12 protein-coding genes are annotated in these 16964 nt (G+C 64.3%); 6 read left to right on the forward strand and 6 right to left on the reverse strand.

Translation table 11 applies throughout. The features are described 5' to 3' along the window. Window positions 1-27: 27 nt before the first annotated feature. Complete coding sequence (locus FQ746_RS04900; RefSeq protein ID WP_144107801.1) at window positions 28-1326, reverse strand: FAD-dependent oxidoreductase; 1299 nt, start codon at window positions 1324-1326, stop codon at window positions 28-30. Window positions 1327-1773: 447 nt separating this feature from the next. Between FQ746_RS04900 and purL the strand changes: the two genes are divergently transcribed. Further along, window positions 1774-5868, forward strand: coding sequence for a phosphoribosylformylglycinamidine synthase (purL, locus tag FQ746_RS04905; RefSeq protein ID WP_144107802.1), 4095 nt, complete (start codon window positions 1774-1776; stop codon window positions 5866-5868). A gap of 159 nt (window positions 5869-6027) precedes the next feature. Here purL and FQ746_RS04910 read toward each other — a convergent pair whose 3' ends face one another. The 5 genes from FQ746_RS04910 to FQ746_RS04930 all read right to left on the reverse strand — a co-directional run bounded on the left by FQ746_RS04910 (window position 6028) and on the right by FQ746_RS04930 (window position 9927). Continuing rightward, window positions 6028-6807 (reverse strand): peptidylprolyl isomerase, encoded by a 780-nt coding sequence (locus tag FQ746_RS04910; RefSeq protein ID WP_144107803.1) that lies wholly within the window; start codon window positions 6805-6807, stop codon window positions 6028-6030. 10 nt (window positions 6808-6817) lie between these two features. Next, a complete protein-coding gene (locus FQ746_RS04915) occupies window positions 6818-7150 on the reverse strand; it encodes a BolA family protein (protein ID WP_144107804.1) in 333 nt (110 codons plus the stop codon). A 1-nt stretch (window position 7151) separates the two neighbouring features. Beyond that, window positions 7152-7682: a septation protein A gene (locus FQ746_RS04920; RefSeq protein WP_144107805.1), complete on the reverse strand. Its 531-nt coding sequence runs from the start codon at window positions 7680-7682 to the stop codon at window positions 7152-7154. 186 nt (window positions 7683-7868) lie between these two features. Then, window positions 7869-8291, reverse strand: coding sequence for a peptide-methionine (R)-S-oxide reductase MsrB (gene msrB / locus FQ746_RS04925; RefSeq protein ID WP_144107806.1), 423 nt, complete (start codon window positions 8289-8291; stop codon window positions 7869-7871). A 79-nt stretch (window positions 8292-8370) separates the two neighbouring features. Next, window positions 8371-9927 (reverse strand): protein adenylyltransferase SelO, encoded by a 1557-nt coding sequence (locus FQ746_RS04930; RefSeq protein ID WP_144107807.1) that lies wholly within the window; start codon window positions 9925-9927, stop codon window positions 8371-8373. 139 nt (window positions 9928-10066) lie between these two features. Between FQ746_RS04930 and FQ746_RS04935 the strand changes: the two genes are divergently transcribed. The 5 genes from FQ746_RS04935 to FQ746_RS04955 all read left to right on the forward strand — a co-directional run bounded on the left by FQ746_RS04935 (window position 10067) and on the right by FQ746_RS04955 (window position 16927). Next, window positions 10067-11746 (forward strand): 3-(methylthio)propionyl-CoA ligase, encoded by a 1680-nt coding sequence (locus FQ746_RS04935; protein ID WP_144107924.1) that lies wholly within the window; start codon window positions 10067-10069, stop codon window positions 11744-11746. A 158-nt stretch (window positions 11747-11904) separates the two neighbouring features. Continuing rightward, complete coding sequence (locus tag FQ746_RS04940) at window positions 11905-13989, forward strand: 3-hydroxyacyl-CoA dehydrogenase NAD-binding domain-containing protein (RefSeq protein ID WP_144107808.1); 2085 nt, start codon at window positions 11905-11907, stop codon at window positions 13987-13989. A 67-nt stretch (window positions 13990-14056) separates the two neighbouring features. Further along, complete coding sequence (locus FQ746_RS04945) at window positions 14057-15235, forward strand: acetyl-CoA C-acyltransferase (RefSeq protein WP_144107809.1); 1179 nt, start codon at window positions 14057-14059, stop codon at window positions 15233-15235. 140 nt (window positions 15236-15375) lie between these two features. Then, complete coding sequence (locus FQ746_RS04950; RefSeq protein ID WP_144107810.1) at window positions 15376-15858, forward strand: PaaI family thioesterase; 483 nt, start codon at window positions 15376-15378, stop codon at window positions 15856-15858. Between the two features lie 70 nt (window positions 15859-15928). Further along, window positions 15929-16927 carry an NADP-dependent oxidoreductase gene (locus FQ746_RS04955; RefSeq protein WP_144107811.1) on the forward strand — a complete coding sequence of 333 codons (999 nt, stop codon included), beginning with the start codon at window positions 15929-15931 and terminating at the stop codon, window positions 16925-16927. Window positions 16928-16964 lie beyond the last annotated feature (37 nt).

Genomic DNA, 16964 nt, shown 5'->3' on the forward strand with positions numbered 1-16964 from the left:
CCCTGCGGCCGGTGTTGCGCCAGGTCGTTATTGAAAACGATCCGCGCGTACCGCGCTCAACGTGTCTTCGGGCAGATCCGGCGTCGTGCCGCTCATCAGGTCGGCGACCAGCTTGCCGGCGCCGCAGGCTAGTCCCCAGCCTGCCGGACCATGGCCGAGATTGACGAAGAGCCGCGGATGCAGCGCATTGCCGATCACCGGCAAGCCATCGGGCGACAACAGCTTCACGCCTTCCCACGGCAGCGCCGCCGAAATTCGCGCGGCGCCCGGAATCCAGTCGTGCGTGGCCTGACCGAGCAAGGCCAGCGCTTCCTTGGTCACCGCTTCGCCCAATGGCTTGTCGAGTTGCGCCGCGGCTTGCAGAACCGCACCGCCCGCAATGCGCAAGCGATGGTTCATCCGGCTGATCGCAATGCGCTTCACCGCATCGACGATTGCCACGTGCGGCGCGCATTCTTCATGCGCGATCGGCGCGACCAGCGTGTGCATACGCAGCGGATGCAGCGGCAGGCGCAAACCGAGCCGTTCCAGCAGCGCGAGGCTGCCGTGACCCGCGGCGACCACGACCGCATCCGCATGAATTACATCGACTTCACGCGAGCGCGACGTCGCGCCTGGCCGCGGCGCCAGTTCCACCGACGCGCGCTGGCCTTCCAGGCGGATCGACGAGACTTCGCAGCCGAGCATGAACTGCACGCCGCCTTGCGTATCGAGCGTCTGTTTGATCAGCTTGGCGAACAGAGGGCAATTGGCGGTGCGTTCATCGTCGAACAGCACGCCGCCGGCAAACTCGGGCTCGGTGCGCACCGAATGTTCGAACGCGGCGCATTCCTCGGGCGTGAGCACGTGATGGGGCACTTCGAAGCGACGCAGCAGTTCGAGCGCGGGCTGCGTGTCTTCCCATTCGTGCGCGGCACGCACGAGATAGAGCAGGCCGCTCGCCTGTTCGAACTCGAGGCCGAAGCGCGCTTCGATATCGGCCATCGCTTCGCGCGATGCCTCGATGAGCGGCCTCAGCCGCGCATATTGCCGGGCGAATGCCTCGGGCTCCTGCAACGCGCCCAACTGTTTGACGAACTGACGCGCGGGCCCATTGAAGCCGGCCTTGTTGACGACACCGTTTTTTGCGTTGTGGCGGCTTGCCATGAAGGTGGGACCGAACCAGACGTCGAGCGGTGTCGGCAGCACGGTGCCGGCGTGGCCATAGGTCGCGCCTTGCGCGACGGTGGCGTGGCGCTCGACGACGCAGACCCGGTGACCGGCCGCGCGCAACTGATAAGCGGTGGCGACCCCCACGATTCCGCCGCCAATGACGATGACATCCATGTTCTGGTTCGATTTGCCGGTGGGACGCCGAACCGGCGGGCGCCCGTAGAGCGTGGCATGCGGTGCGGCCGGCATCCAGCAAGCCGCTCGCACCGATCTGATGAAAGGCGGAATGATATCAGCCAAACCGTCCACCCGGCGACGCACGCGCCGCCTCATGCGCCGGCTTGCCCCAGGTGCGCGCGAGCGTGCAGAGGGGCGGCAGGCGGGCGCGAAGCAGGCTCCCCGTAGATCGCAAGCAGCGCGCGGCGCCCATCTTCAGCGCCACGGCAAGCCCGCTGGAAGGCCGTTCCCGGGGTATAATCCCGCACTTCCTTTGCGCCTCACGTCGCCTTACGCGCGACCCATCGGCGCAATTCGGTGCAAATCATCAGCGAGCGGCGCATCCCATCCGCCTCTTTCATCGGCAACATTCATCGGCATCATTAGCGACGCAACGTCAAGTCCATGGCCCACTTCTCGTGTTTCCCCGGTGCTTCGGCCCTTTCCGATTTCCGTCAAACCCGCCTGCTCGACACGCTTACGCGCATCGACAGCAATATCACCGGCGTGCGCGGTCAGTATCTGCATTTCGTCAACGCCCAGACGCCGCTGTCGGCCGAAGACAACGCGAAGATCGAAGCACTGATGCACTACGGCGATCCGCTCGACGAAGTCAAGGAACGCGGCACGGCCGAAACCTTCCTGGTCGTGCCGCGCTTCGGCACCGTGTCGCCGTGGGCCAGCAAGGCAACCGACATCGCGCACCTGTGCGGACTCACGCAGGTGCGTCGTATCGAGCGAGGGGTCGAATACACGGTCACGCTCAAGAGCGGTTTGCTGGGCGGCAAGAAAGCGCTTTCGGACGAAGCTCGCGCCGCCGTGGCCGCCGCGTTGCACGACCGCATGACCGAAAGCCTGTCGCCCTCGCGTGACCATGCACTGCATCTGTTCGACGAACTGCCGGCCAAGCCGCTGCAAACCGTCGACGTGCTGGGCCACGGCCGCGCCGCGCTGGAAACGGCGAACGCCGAACTGGGGCTCGCGCTCGCCGACGACGAAATCGACTACCTGGTCGACGCGTTCACGAAGCTCGGCCGCAATCCCACCGACGTCGAACTGATGATGTTCGCGCAGGCCAACAGCGAACACTGCCGCCACAAGATTTTCAACGCCGACTGGACCATCGACGGCGAGAAGCAGGACATCTCGCTATTCAACATGATCCGCAATACGGAAAAGCTGAACCCGCAAGGCACGATCGTCGCGTACTCGGACAACTCGGCGATCATGGCGGGCGGCGTGGCCGAGCGCTGGTTCCCGCGCACGCCGGCCGACGCGCAAGCGGGTGCGCTGCCCGAGCACTATCGCCGCAACGTCGAGCTCACGCACACGTTGATGAAGGTGGAAACGCACAATCACCCGACGGCCATCTCGCCGTTCCCGGGCGCATCCACCGGCGCAGGCGGCGAGATCCGCGACGAAGGCGCGACCGGCCGTGGCGCGCGTCCGAAAGCGGGCCTGGCCGGTTTTACGGTATCGAATCTGTCCCTGCCCGATGGCGTCGAAGCATGGGAAAACGCGCGTGACGCCGCGCAGCCGCTCGCGCACCGCAACCCCGCCGACAAACACGAAGCGTATGGCCGGCCCGACCGCATCGCGTCGCCATTGCAGATCATGATCGACGGGCCGCTCGGCGGCGCCGCGTTCAACAACGAGTTCGGCCGGCCGAATCTGGGCGGCTATTTCCGCGCGTACGAGCAGAACGTCGCGGGCCTCGTGCGCGGCTATCACAAGCCGATCATGATCGCGGGCGGCATCGGCAACATCTCCGACCAGCACACGCACAAGCACGATCTGCCGGAAGGCTCGCTGCTGATCCAGATCGGCGGCCCGGGCATGCGGATCGGCATGGGCGGCGGCGCGGCCAGTTCGATGGCGACCGGCACGAATACCGCCGAACTCGATTTCGACTCCGTTCAGCGCGGCAATCCGGAAATCGAGCGGCGCGCGCAGGAAGTGATCAACGCGTGCTGGCAACTCGGCGAGCACAACCCGATTCTGAGCATTCACGACGTGGGTGCAGGCGGTTTGTCGAACGCGTTCCCGGAAGTGGTGGACGGCGCGGGCAAGGGCGCGAATTTCGATCTGCGCAAGATCCAGCTGGAAGAGAGCGGTTTGTCGCCGCGTGAAATCTGGTCGAACGAAGCGCAGGAGCGTTACGTGCTGGCCATCGCGCCGGCCGATCTGCCGGCGTTCCAGGCCATGTGCGAGCGTGAGCGTTGTCCGTTCGCGGTGGTCGGTACGGCGACGGCCGAGCGTCAGTTGAAAGTGATCGATTCCGAAAACAGCGACGCACACGCGCACGAACCCGTCGACATGCCGATGGAAGTGCTGCTCGGCAAGGCGCCGCGGATGCATCGCGACGTCAGACGCGTCGAGCGCAAGCTCGAACCGGTCGACGTCACGGGCCTCGTGCTCGCCGATGTCGCGACGAGCGTGCTGCGTCATCCGACGGTGGCGAGCAAATCGTTCCTGATTACGATCGGCGACCGGTCGGTGGGCGGCACCACGGCGCGCGACCAGATGGTCGGTCCGTGGCAGGTGCCGGTGGCCGACGTCGCGATCACCACGATGGACTACGCGGGCTTCCGCGGTGAAGCGATGACCATGGCCGAGCGTACGCCGCTCGCCGTGATCGATGCACCGGCGTCGGGCCGCATGGCGGTCGGCGAGGCGGTCACCAACATCGCGGCCGCACCGATCGCGTCGCTGGACAAGCTCAAGCTGTCGGCCAACTGGATGGCCGCGTGCGGCGCCCCCGGCGAAGACGCCGCGCTGTACGACACGGTGAAGGCCATCGGCATGGAACTGTGCCCGGCACTCGGCATCAGCATTCCGGTCGGCAAGGATTCGCTGTCGATGCGCACGAAGTGGGAAGACCGCGGCGTGGCCAAAGAAGTCGTCGCGCCGGTTTCGCTGATCATCTCCGCGTTTGCGCCGGTCGAAGACGTGCGTCGTCATCTCACACCGCAACTGCGTCGTATCGGCGGCACCGACGGTGTGGGCGACACGGTGCTGATCGCCATCGACCTCGGTCGCGGCAAGCATCGGCTGGGCGGCAGCATTCTCGCGCAGGTCACGCAGCAGGTCGGCGACTCGGTGCCGGACGTCGATAGCGCGGAAGACCTGAAGCGCTTCTTTACGGCCATCCAGGCGCTGAATCAGGACGGCAAGCTGCTCGCCTATCACGACCGGTCGGACGGCGGCCTGTGGGCGACGGTGTGCGAAATGGCGTTCGCGGGTCACGTCGGCGTGTCGCTGAACGTCGACATGCTGGTGCTCGATCCGAATCACGAATCCGATTTCGGCGATGCCAAAGACTGGGCGAAGCAGACCAGCGGCCGCCGCGAAGATCGCACGATCCGCGCGCTGTTCAACGAAGAACTCGGTGCGGTCGTGCAGGTGCGGGCGGCCGATCGCGACGCGGTGCTCGGCGCGTTGCGCGAACACGGGCTGTCGGCCTGTTCGCATGTCATCGGCAAGATCAACGAACGCGACACGATCGAAATCTATCGCGACGCGAAGAAAATCTACGAAGCGCCGCGTACCGACCTGCATCGCACGTGGAGCGAAGTGAGCTGGCGCATTTCGCGTCTGCGCGACAATCCGGCTTGTGCGGATGCCGAATACGACGCGCTGTCCGACGCGGCCGATCCCGGCATCACGCCGGTGCTGAGTTTCGAGCCGGCCGAAGACGTCGCCGCGCCGTTCATCAATACGCACGCCCGTCCGCGCGTCGCGATTCTGCGCGAGCAGGGTGTGAACTCGCATCTGGAAACCGCGTATGCGTTCGATCGCTCGGGCTTCGACGCGCACGACGTGCACATGAGCGATCTGCTGGCGGGCCGCGCGAATCTCGCCGATTTCGCCGGCGCGGTCGCCTGCGGCGGCTTCTCGTACGGCGACACGCTGGGTGCCGGCGAAGGCTGGGCGAAGGCGATTCGCTTCAATGCGCAACTCGCCGACATGTTCGCCGCGTTCTTCGGCCGCGCAGACACGTTCGCGCTGGGCATCTGCAACGGCTGCCAGATGATGAGCAGCCTCGCGTCGATGATCCCGGGTGCCGAAGCGTGGCCCAAGTTCACGCGCAACAAGTCGGAAAAATTCGAAGCGCGTTTTTCGCTGGTCGAAGTGCAGCCGTCGCCGTCCATTTTCTTCGCCGGCATGGAAGGCTCGCGCATTCCGGTGGCGATTGCGCACGGCGAAGGCTACGCGGACTTTTCGCAGCAGGGCGATGCGTCGAAGGTGGCGGTGGCAATGCGTTATGTCGATCACCGTGGTCAGGCGACCGAGCAGTATCCGTTCAACCCGAACGGCTCGCCGCAAGGTATTACGTCGGTCACGACGGCGGACGGCCGCTTCACCGTCCTGATGCCGCATACCGAGCGCGTGCATCGCGCGGTGCAGATGAGCTGGCATCCCAAGGGTTGGGGTGAGAACGGCACGGACGCAAGCCCGTGGCTGCGCGTGTTCCAGAATGCGCGGCGCTGGATTGGCTGACAGCAGCGCTCCGCCGGATCGACGATCGGAAAGTCCCTTGAGATGGTTTCAGGGGACTTTTTTTATGGGCGCGCCGTCCACATGGCGCTCAATAGAAAAAACCCCTGTTCGGTCATCGACCGAACAGGGGTTCTGTCCTGCACAACCACGCAATCCCGCTTACTGGATCTTCGCGTTCTTGCGCAGACCTTCTTCGAACGCCTGCAGTTTTTCCTGCTGGATCTGCTGGACGATTTGCGCGCGCACCTGTTCCAGCGGGGGCGGCGTGACCGAACGCACGTCGTCCACACGGATGATGTGCCAGCCGAATTGCGTATGCACCGGCGTATCGGTCATCTGGCCTTTTTGCAGATGCGTTGCGGCATCGGCGAATTCAGGCACGTAAGCCTTCGGGTCCGACCAGTCCAGGTCGCCGCCGTTCTTGCCCGATCCCGGGTCTTTCGAGTATTGCTTGGCGAGGTCTTCGAAGCTCGCGCCGGCCTTGATCTTCGCGATCAGATCCTTGGCCTGCTGTTCGTTGTCGACGAGGATGTGATGCAGGTGATATTCCTTGCCGCCCGCGTCCTTCGTCAATGCGTTGTAGCGCGCGGTCACTTCGGCGTCGCTCGGTGCGTTGGTCTTCACGAAGTCTTCGATCAGCGCGCGCAGCACGACGGTTTGCTGTGCAACGGCGATTTGCGCCTTGATGTCAGGGCGATTGGGGAGGCCGCGACGCAGCGCTTCCTGCATCAGCACTTCACGGTTCACGAGTTCTTCACGCACGGCCATTTGCAGTTGCGGCGTGTTTTGCTGGCCTTGCTGGACCAGTTGACCGATCAGCGCGTCGGCGCGGGCTTTCGGAATCGGCGTGCCGTTCACGACGGCGATGTTCTGTGCGAATGCAGGTGCGGCAGCAAAGGCAGCCAGCAATACCCAAAAGTGGGTTTTTTTCAAGGTCATCGAAAGGTTCCTAGCGGGGCAACAAAGCGAATTCTTCGGGCGTATAAGCCGTGATGGCAAGGGCGTGAATGCCGCGCTGCATAGCATCGGCCAGCGCATCATACACCAGGCGATGCCGCGCCACGCGGGCTTTCCCGGCGAATGCGGCGGCCACGATCGTGACAGAAAAATGACCGCCGGCCGACGCGCCGGCATGGCCCGCGTGCTGCGCGCTGTCGTCGGAGATATGGATCGAGGCGACCGGTGCGAGAGCGGCCGTGAGGCGCGCTTCGATCAGTTCGGCACGCTCGGCGGTGGTGGCGTGCAGAAAGGCGTCGCCGGTCGTGCTGGTCGGGTTGGTCATGTCATTCTTCCTTCATGTACTTCGAAAGCCACAGGCTTTGCCCGAGGATGAACACGACCAGACAGCCGGTCGCGCCGAACAGTTTGAAGTTGACCCACTGGTCGAGCGTGTAGTGGAACGCGACGAACAGATTCAGCAGACCGAGCAGCACGAAGAACACCGCCCAGACGATGCTGAGCTTGCTCCAGATCGCGTGCGGCAGCGTGATCTGCTTGCCCATCATCGCTTCGATCAGATTCTTGTTGAAGGCGAATTGCGAGACGATCAGCGCGACCGAAAATGCCCAGTACAGCACGGTCGGCTTCCATTTGATGAAGGTGTCGTTGTGCAGCACGAGCGTCGCGCCGCCGAACACGACGACGACGCCGAGGCTCACCCACAGCATCGGGTCGACCTTGCGGTGGCGAAAGGCCACCCACGCGATCTGCACCAGCGTGGCGACGATCGCCACTGCCGTCGCCGTGAAAATGCCCCAGATCTTGAAGGCGACGAAGAACAGGATGATCGGGAACAGATCGAACAGGAATTTCATTATCTGGTCGGGATTCGCAGAATAAGCCGGGATGTGAACCGGAGATTGAGGGACGCAGAAGGGGGCGCACAGGCCGGGGTTGCGATGGGATTGTGCAAACAGGCTGCGATGGAATGACTCCATCGCAGCCTGCAACGCCGGTCGAGGGCGCCCGGCGCGTAGCCCAACGCGGCGCGCCGCGCTACGTTACTTGGGCTCGAATTGTAGCGCAGCCGAATTGATGCAGTACCGTAGACCGGTCGGCGCCGGTCCGTCTTCGAACACGTGGCCCAGATGCGCGCCGCAATTCTTGCATTCGACTTCGATCCGCAGCATGCCGTGCGAGCGGTCGGTTTTCTCGGCGATCACTTCGCCGTCGATAGGCTTGAAGTAGCTCGGCCAGCCGCACCCGGCATCGAACTTGGTGTCCGACTCGAACAGCGGCGTGCCGCAACACACGCAGTCGTAAATGCCGCGATCCCAGTGATCGTGATAGCGGCCGGTGAACGGCCGCTCGGTCGCCGCATGGCGGGTCACCTGGTATTCGATGTCGGAGAGCTGCTTGCGCCACTCGGCGTCGTCTTTCTGCACGGCCGGGGCGTCGGTCTTGAGGTCGTCGGGCTTGTTCATGGTCGGGCTTCCTGTCTCGGGGTTGATCGGGCTTCACGCGTCGGGCTTTATGCGTCGCGCTCACGCTTGACTTCGCGCGTCACGACGAACAGCTTACTTCCAGCGAGCTTGCCCAGTCGGGCGGCAGACCTGCGTAAGCCTCGTATTCCGGTTGCTCGTCGAATGGTCTGCGCAATACGGCCGCCAGGCGTTCCACTTCGGAGAAATCTTTCTCTTTGGCGCGGCGGATCGCCGTTTCCGCCAGATGATTGCGAAGGATGAATTTGGGGTTGACCCGGTTCATTGCAATGGCGCGCCCGGCATCGTCGCATGTTTCTTCGGACAGCCGCGCGCGATAGTCGTTCGCCCACGCGTCGAACGCCGCGCGATCGAGAAACAGGTCGCGCGCCGGCGCGTCGCCGCTCGCGTCGTGTTTCGACAGGCGGGCCAGATGGCGGAAGGTCAAGGTGAAATCCGCGCGGTTGGCGTGCATGACTTCGAACAGCCGGTTGACCAGCGCGTCGTCGCCATCGCGTTGAGTGTCGAGGCCGAGCTTCGCGCGCATGCGCGCCTCCAGCGCGGGCGCGAACCGTTCCTTGAATCCGCCGAGCACGCGTTGCGCGTCTTCGACGGCCTTCTCGCCGCGCACGCTTTCCTCGTGCTGTTCGCCGAGCAGCGGCAACAGGCCCTGCGCGAGACAGAACAGATTCCAGTAGGCGATTTGCGGCTGCATCTTGTACGCGTAGCGACCTTGCGTGTCCGAATGATTGCAGATGTAGCCGGCGTCGAAGCCGTCGAGAAAACCGAACGGACCATAGTCGATCGTGAGGCCGAGAATCGACATGTTGTCGGTATTCATCACGCCGTGACAGAAGCCGACCGCCTGCCACTCGACCATCAGGTCCGCGCTCGACTTCACTGCTTCGCCGAGCAGCGCGAGATACGGGTCGTCGGCTTCGCGGCAATGCGGATAGAAGCGGTCGATCACGTGATCGGCGAGCGCGCGCAACGCGTCGGTGCGATCGTTCGAATAGAAATGTTCGAAGTGCCCGAAGCGCACGAAGCTGGGCGCGACCCGCGTCACCACCGCAGCGGTTTCGACGGTTTCACGCCGCACCGGCTGATCGGAGCCGATCACGCATAACGCGCGTGTCGTGGGAATGCCGAGATGATGCATCGCCTCGGAACACAGATATTCGCGGATCGACGAGCGCAGCACCGCGCGACCGTCGCCCATGCGCGAATAGGGCGTGCGCCCCGCGCCTTTGAGTTGCAACTCGAAACGCCGGCCGCCGTGTTCGATTTCGCCGAGACCGAGCGCGCGTCCGTCGCCGAGCTGGCCGGCCCACACGCCGAACTGATGACCCGAATACACCGACGCATACGGCAACGATTCGGCGGCCCATTCGCGCGTGGCGTTACCGGAGAACAGTTCCGCGAAACCCGGATCGTGCTGGATGTCCGCAGGCAGACCGAGCAGCGCCGCGGTCTGTTCGGAGAAGCCGACCACGTAGGGCGCGCTGAGCGGCGCGGCCGGCAGACGGGTCAGAAACTCGCTGCCCAGCCGCGCGAACGCGTTGTCGGACGGTGCTGCCAATTCGTTAGAAATAGCCGATAACGGCCCGGATAACCCTGCAATGCTTGGGGAAAACGACATGTTGAGCGCCTCTGGATTAACCGATATTGTAAGTCCGCGCCCGCGGAACTGCTGGGAGGGCTGGCATGACGCCAGCCCCGCGCGGCCCACGATAACGACCCCGTAACTTAAGAAGGCGAGGAGACCCCGCTTTATGACGATGACGACGCCGCTGCTTGGCCAGATGATGGACGTGCCGTTGACCGTGCCGTCGTTGCTGACACACGCCGCCCGGCACTTCGGCAGCACGGAAATCGTGTCGCGCCGCATCGAAGGCGATCTGCATCGTTATACCTACCGCGATTGCGAAAAGCGCGCGAAGCAACTGGCGCAGGCGCTGATCGCGCTCGGCGTGGCGCCCGGCGAACGGGTCGCGACGCTCGCGTGGAACGGCTACCGTCATCTGGAAGCGTATTACGGCACGGTGGGTTTCGGCGCCGTGTGTCACACCATCAATCCGCGTCTTTTCCCCGATCAGATCGCCTACATCGTCAATCACGCCGACGACGCGTACGTGCTGTTCGACACCACCTTCGCGCCGCTCGTCGATCATCTGGCGCCGCAGTGCCCGAAGGTGCGCGGCTGGATCGCGCTTGCCGACGTCGGGCATCTGCCGGCCATGCAGACGCCGGTGCTCAACTACGAAACGCTGCTGCAGGCGCAGGACGGCCAGTTCGAGTGGCCCGAACTCGACGAACGGCAGGCTTCCTATCTCTGCTACACATCCGGCACGACGGGCAATCCGAAAGGCGCGCTGTATTCGCATCGCTCGACGGTGCTGCACGCGTTCGGCGCGTCGTTGCCGGATGCGATGGGCCTGTCCGCGCGCGACGCCGTGCTGCCGGTCGTGCCCATGTTCCATGTGAACGCATGGGGCATTCCGCATGCCGCGCCGCTGACCGGCGCAAAACTGGTGTTCCCCGGCAAGGACCTCGACGGCAAGTCGCTGTATGAATTGATGGAAAGCGAGCACGTCACGTTCTCGGCGGGCGTGCCGACCGTGTGGCTCGGCTTGCTGAACTACCTGCGTGAAGCCGGGGTGAAGTTTTCTTCGTTGAATCGCACGGTGATCGGCGGCTCGGCGTGTCCGCCGGCCATGCTGCGCACGTTCGAAGACGACTACGGCGTGCAGGTCATCCACGCATGGGGCATGACCGAAATGTCGCCGCTCGGCACCCTGTCGAAACTGACGTGGGAGCAAAGTCAACGCCCACCCGCCGAGCAGCGCAAGTTGCTGGAAAAGCAGGGGCATGCGATCTTCGGCGTCGACATGAAAATCGTCGGCGACGACGGCCGCTCGCTGCCATGGGACGGCGTCGCGTTCGGCGACCTGCATGTGCGCGGACCGTGGGTGATCGACCGGTATTTCCGCAAGGACGAGTCGCCGCTGGTGGACGGCTGGTTTCCGACCGGCGACGTCGCCACCATCGACCCGGACAGTTTTCTGCAGATCACGGACCGCTCGAAAGACGTCATCAAATCGGGCGGCGAATGGATCAGTTCCATCGATATCGAGAACGTCGCGATCGCGCATCCCGCCGTGGCCGAAGCCGCGTGCATTGCCTGCGCGCATCCTAAATGGACCGAGCGGCCGTTGCTGGTCGTCGTCAAGCGCCCCGGCATGGACGTGAGCCGCGAAACGTTGCTCGCGTTCTACGACGGCAAGGTGGCCAAATGGTGGATTCCCGACGACGTCGCGTTCGTCGACGAACTGCCGCACACGGCGACCGGCAAACTGCAAAAGCTCAAGCTGCGCGATATCTTTCGCGATCACGTGCTGCCGTCCGCGCTCGAAGATCAGAAGGACTGTCCGCTCACGCCGCTGTCACCCCATGCTTAGGGAAAACCCCGTCCACGCTTAAATTGAACGAGCGTGCTTTTCTACTGTATTCTGCCTGCTGACCGGGACGACCGGAGCGGTCGGCCGCGAGGCCGGCTCGACGAACCGAACCGATGGGCGGCGCGCCTCGTGCCGACCCGTCGCATGGAGGCAGGCAGATGGCTGTGGACTACACGACTCATGACGGCGTGGCCGTCGTCACGCTGAACAATCCTCCGGTCAACGGTCTTGGGCTCTCGACGCGAGCCGGGATCGTAGCCGGCATCGAACGCGCGCAGAGCGACCCGGCCATCCGGGCAATCGTGCTCACCGGCGCGGGCAAAGCCTTCTCCGGCGGCGCCGACATCACCGAATTCAATACCCCGAAAGCGACGCAGGAACCGACGCTCGCCACCGTCATTCAGGTGGTCGAAAGCAGCGCCAAGCCGGTGATCGCCGCAATCCACAGCGTGGCGATGGGCGGCGGACTGGAACTCGCGCTCGGCGCGCATTACCGCATCGCCGCGCCTGGCGCGCAGATCGCGCTGCCGGAAGTGAAACTCGGGATTCTGCCGGGCGCCGGCGGCACGCAACGGCTGCCGCGCGCCATCGGCCTCGAAGCTGCGCTGAACATGATCGTCTCGGGTACGCCGGTGCTCTCCGAGAAACTGACCGATTCCGGGCTGTTCGACGAGATTGCGCAAGGCGATCTGGCCGAAGCCGCCCTCACGTTTGCGCGCCGCGTCGGCGCGCAAACGGGCCCGCATCCTAAGGTGCGGGACCGGAAGATCGAGCATCCGAATGCTGCGGGCTTCATCCAGTTCGCGCGCAATAGCGTTGCCGCGATCGCCAAAAATTTCCCTGCGCCGCACAAGTGCATCGACGCGGTCGAAGCCGGCGTGCAGAACGGTTTCGACAAGGGCCTCGCAGTCGAGCGCGAGTGTTTCGTCGCGCTCGTGCAGACCCCGGAAAGCCGCGCGCTGCGTCATGCGTTTTTCGGCGAACGCGCGGCCAGCAAGATTCCCGATGTGCCCTCCGACACGCCGACGCGCGATATCCAGCGCGTCGCGGTGATCGGCGCCGGCACCATGGGCGGCGGTATCGCGATGAACTTCGTCAACGCGGGCATTCCGGTCACGCTGCTGGAAACGAAACAGGAAGCGCTCGATCGCGGCATTGCGACCATCCGCAAGAACTACGAAGCCACGGTCAGGAAGGGCCGTCTCAAGCCCGAGGCGCTCGAACAGCGTATGGCTTTGCTCACGCCCACGCTGTCCTACGACGATCTGAAAGACGCCGATCTGATCGTCGAAGCCGTGTTCGAAGAACTCGGCGTGAAGGAACAGGTGTTCAGGCGTCTGGACGAAGTGGCGAAGCCAGGCGCCATTCTCGCGTCGAACACGTCGACGCTGGATGTCGACAGGATCGCCGCTTTCACGAAGCGTCCGCAGGACGTGGTCGGCATGCACTTCTTCAGTCCGGCCAACGTGATGAAGCTGCTCGAAGTGGTGCGCGGCGAGCACACTGCGAAGGACGTGCTCGCTACCGTGATGAAGCTGGCCAAAAAAATCAGGAAGACGGCTGTGGTGTCGGGCGTTTGCGACGGCTTCATCGGCAACCGGATGATCGAGCAGTACATTCGCCAGGCGCTCTTCATGCTCGAAGAAGGCGCGTTGCCCGCGCAGGTCGATCGTGCCATCGAAAAGTTCGGCTTCGCGATGGGCCCGTTCCGCATGAGCGATCTGGCGGGCAACGATATAGGCTGGGCGATCCGCAAGCGGCGCTATCAGGAACAGCCCGACATGCATTACTCGAAAGTCGCCGATCGCCTGTGCGAACTCGGCCGCTTCGGCCAGAAGACCGGCGGCGGCTGGTACGACTACAAAGCGGGCGACCGTACCGCGTATCCGTCGAAAGCGGTCGACGAGATGATTGTCGGTTATTGCGCAGAAACGCAGGCGCCGCGTCGCAAGATCGGCGACGAGGAAATCGTCGAACGGCTCGTGCTGTCGCTCGTGAACGAAGGCGCGAAGATTCTCGAAGAAGGCATTGCGTCGAAGGCTTCGGACATCGACATGGTCTATCTGACCGGTTATGGATTTCCGTTGTATCGCGGCGGCCCGATGCTGTATGCGGACACGGTCGGCCTCTACAACGTCGAGCGTGCGATCCGCCGCTATGCCGCGCAGCCGAACGGCGATGCGTGGCAAATCGCGCCGGGCCTCGCGAAGCTCGCGGCAGAAGGGCGCGGCTTCAACGGCTGATGCCTGCCGTCGTGCGTTCATCGGGGCCATTGCGCCCACCATCCAGATTCGACAGCAGGAGACAGGCATGACCGACGCCGTAATCGTATCGACCGCCCGCACGGGTCTCGCCAAATCATGGCGCGGGGGTTTCAACATGACGCACGGCGCGACGCTGGGCGGTCACGTCACGCAGGCCGCCGTAGAGCGCGCCGGACTCGACCCGGCGCGGGTCGAAGACGTCATCATGGGTTGCGCGAATCCGGAAGGCGCGACCGGCGCGAACATCGCGCGGCAGATCGTGTTGCGCGCCGGCTTGCCGGTCAGCGTGCCGGGCATGACGGTGAACCGGTTCTGCTCGTCGGGTTTGCAGACCATTGCACTGGCTGCGCAGCGCGTCATTGCCGGTGAGGGCGAAGTGTTCGTCGCGGGCGGCGTGGAGTCGATCTCGTGCGTGCAGAACGAGATGAACCGGCACATGCTCGCCGAGGGCTGGCTGAGCCGGAACAAGCCCGAGATTTACTGGTCGATGCTGCAGACTGCCGAGAATGTCGCAAAGCGCTATGCGATTTCGAAGGAACGTCAGGACGAATACGGCGCGCGCTCGCAGCAACGCGCGGCCGCCGCGCTTGCGGCCGGCCGCTTCAAGGACGAGATCGTGCCGCTGACGGTGCTCGCCGGTGTCGCCGATAAAGCCACGGGCCGTCTCTACACGAAAGAAGTGACGGTGAGCGGCGACGAAGGTATCCGCGCCGACACGACGTTAGAAGGCGTCGCGAAGATTCGTACCGCGCTGCCGGGCGGCGTGATCACGGCGGGTAACGCCAGCCAGTTTTCCGATGGCGCGTCTGCGTGCGTGGTGATGAACGCAAAGGTGGCCGAGCGCGAAGGCTTGCAGCCGCTGGGCATTTTTCGCGGCTTCGCGGTCGCGGGCTGCGAGCCGGACGAGATGGGCATCGGCCCGGTGTTCGCGGTGCCCAAATTGCTGAAGCAGGCGGGCCTGAAGGTCGAGGACATCGACCTGTGGGAGCTGAACGAGGCGTTCGCGGTGCAGGTGCTGTATTGCGCCGACAAGCTCGGCATTCCGCACGAGCGTCTGAACGTGAACGGCGGCGCGATCGCGGTCGGGCATCCGTATGGCGTGTCGGGCGCGCGGCTGACCGGGCATGCGCTGATCGAAGGCAAGCGGCGCGGCGCGAAGCTGGTGGTGGTGACGATGTGCATCGGCGGCGGCCAGGGCGCGGCGGGGTTGTTCGAGGTGGTGTGAACGAGAGGGTGTTGCGGGGCGCGGTGCGGAAGTGGCGGACTGGCGATGGCAAGCCGCCATAGCGGTTATCATTTCCGCTCCCTCCCACTCACGCGCCCGCCGCCGCATGGCGAACGCCGACCCTCGAATCCGAATCCGTCATGACCGACATCCCTCCCGTCCCGAACCCTGCGTCCCTGCCCGAAAGCCCGTTCGTCGATCGACTGGGTGCGCAGTTGTTATCGGCGGCCGATGGGGTCAGCGAAATCGTGTTGCCGTTGCAGCACGATCATATGAACACGTGGAACGTCGCGCACGGCGGGGTCACCATGACGCTCGCGGACGTCGCGCTGGCGATGGCCGCGCGCAGTCTCGCCGGCGACGGCGTCGGCGTGGTCACCGTCGAAATGAAAGTGAACTTCATGCAGCCGGGGCGCGGCGAACTGCGCGCGACCGGTCGCGTGTTGCACCGTTCCACGACCATGGCGTATTGCGAAGGCGAGATTCGCGACAGCGAAGGCCACTTCGTCGCCAAAGCACTCGGCACGTTCAAATACATGCGACGTCTCGCGGTCGGCCGTGAAGTCACGCAACAGCGTCTGCGCAGCGACCCCTCGGCGAAACCCGGTCCCAGCGACGGTTGAGTCCGACGCGCGCACGCTATCTACCCGACTCATCAGCCGACCCGCTCGGTACTACAAGGAGACGATTTCCATGCCCCAGATCAACCGTCAACTCGTGCTGGCTTCGCGTCCGCAAGGCGAGGCCACGCCCGATAACTTCAAGCTCGTCGAAACCCCGCTCGAGCCGCTGAACGAAGGCCAGATACGCGTGCGCAATCACTTCCTGTCGCTCGATCCGTACATGCGCGGCCGCATGAACGACAGCAAGTCGTACGCGGCGCCGCAGCCGCTGAACGAAGTGATGATCGGCGGCACGGTGGGTGAAGTGATCGAATCGAAGAATCCGAAATTCGCTGCCGGCGACAAGGTCGTCGCCATGTTCGGCTGGCAGGAATACGGCACCTCCGACGGCGCCGGCGTGCAGAAGGTCGACGACACGCACGTACCGCTGTCCGCATATCTCGGACCGGTCGGCATGCCGGGCGTCACCGGCTGGTATGGGCTGAACCGCATCATCGCGCCGAAGGCGGGCGACACGGTGGTGGTCAGCGCGGCGAGCGGCGCGGTGGGCAGCGTGGTCGGGCAACTGGCGAAGCTGGCCGGCGCGCGCGCAGTCGGTATCGCGGGCGGCGCGGAAAAATGCCGCTACGTGGTCGAGACGCTCGGCTTCGACGCTTGCGTCGACTACAAGGCCGGCAAACTCTACGAAGAACTGAAAGCCGCCACGCCGGACGGCGTCGACGGTTATTTCGAAAACGTCGGCGGCGCCGTGCTCGACGCGACGCTCGCGCGGATGAATGCGTTCGGCCGCATCGCGCTGTGCGGTTTCATCGCCGGCTACGACGGTCAACCGGTGCCGCTCAAGTATCCGTCGCTGATCCTCACTCAGCGGCTGCTCGTGCAGGGCTTTATCGTCAGCGAGCATATGGAGGTGTGGCCCGAAGCGCTCAAACAACTCGGCACGCTGGTCGCGCAGAAAAAACTGCAATATCGCGAGACGGTCGCGCAAGGTCTCGACGCGGCGCCGGAGGCGTTCATGGGTCTGCTGAAGGGCAAGAACTTCGGTAAGCAACTCGTGAAGCTGGTCTGAAGCTCTGGCTCGAGTTGAACCTCCATCGCATTCTTGA

The organism is Paraburkholderia sp. BCC1886 (assembly GCF_900996245.1).
In the GTDB taxonomy this organism is placed as follows: domain Bacteria; phylum Pseudomonadota; class Gammaproteobacteria; order Burkholderiales; family Burkholderiaceae; genus Paraburkholderia.

What these genes read in the sequence shown, in the direction of transcription:
- FQ746_RS04900 (WP_144107801.1), bottom strand. Translation starts at nt 1,326, where the DNA reads ATGGATGTCATCGTCATTGGCGGCGGAATCGTGGGGGTCGCCACCGCT.
- purL (WP_144107802.1), top strand. Translation starts at nt 1,774, where the DNA reads ATGGCCCACTTCTCGTGTTTCCCCGGTGCTTCGGCCCTTTCCGATTTC.
- FQ746_RS04910 (WP_144107803.1), bottom strand. Translation starts at nt 6,807, where the DNA reads ATGACCTTGAAAAAAACCCACTTTTGGGTATTGCTGGCTGCCTTTGCT.
- FQ746_RS04915 (WP_144107804.1), bottom strand. Translation starts at nt 7,150, where the DNA reads ATGACCAACCCGACCAGCACGACCGGCGACGCCTTTCTGCACGCCACC.
- FQ746_RS04920 (WP_144107805.1), bottom strand. Translation starts at nt 7,682, where the DNA reads ATGAAATTCCTGTTCGATCTGTTCCCGATCATCCTGTTCTTCGTCGCC.
- msrB (WP_144107806.1), bottom strand. Translation starts at nt 8,291, where the DNA reads ATGAACAAGCCCGACGACCTCAAGACCGACGCCCCGGCCGTGCAGAAA.
- FQ746_RS04930 (WP_144107807.1), bottom strand. Translation starts at nt 9,927, where the DNA reads ATGTCGTTTTCCCCAAGCATTGCAGGGTTATCCGGGCCGTTATCGGCT.
- FQ746_RS04935 (WP_144107924.1), top strand. Translation starts at nt 10,067, where the DNA reads ATGACGACGCCGCTGCTTGGCCAGATGATGGACGTGCCGTTGACCGTG.
- FQ746_RS04940 (WP_144107808.1), top strand. Translation starts at nt 11,905, where the DNA reads ATGGCTGTGGACTACACGACTCATGACGGCGTGGCCGTCGTCACGCTG.
- FQ746_RS04945 (WP_144107809.1), top strand. Translation starts at nt 14,057, where the DNA reads ATGACCGACGCCGTAATCGTATCGACCGCCCGCACGGGTCTCGCCAAA.
- FQ746_RS04950 (WP_144107810.1), top strand. Translation starts at nt 15,376, where the DNA reads ATGACCGACATCCCTCCCGTCCCGAACCCTGCGTCCCTGCCCGAAAGC.
- FQ746_RS04955 (WP_144107811.1), top strand. Translation starts at nt 15,929, where the DNA reads ATGCCCCAGATCAACCGTCAACTCGTGCTGGCTTCGCGTCCGCAAGGC.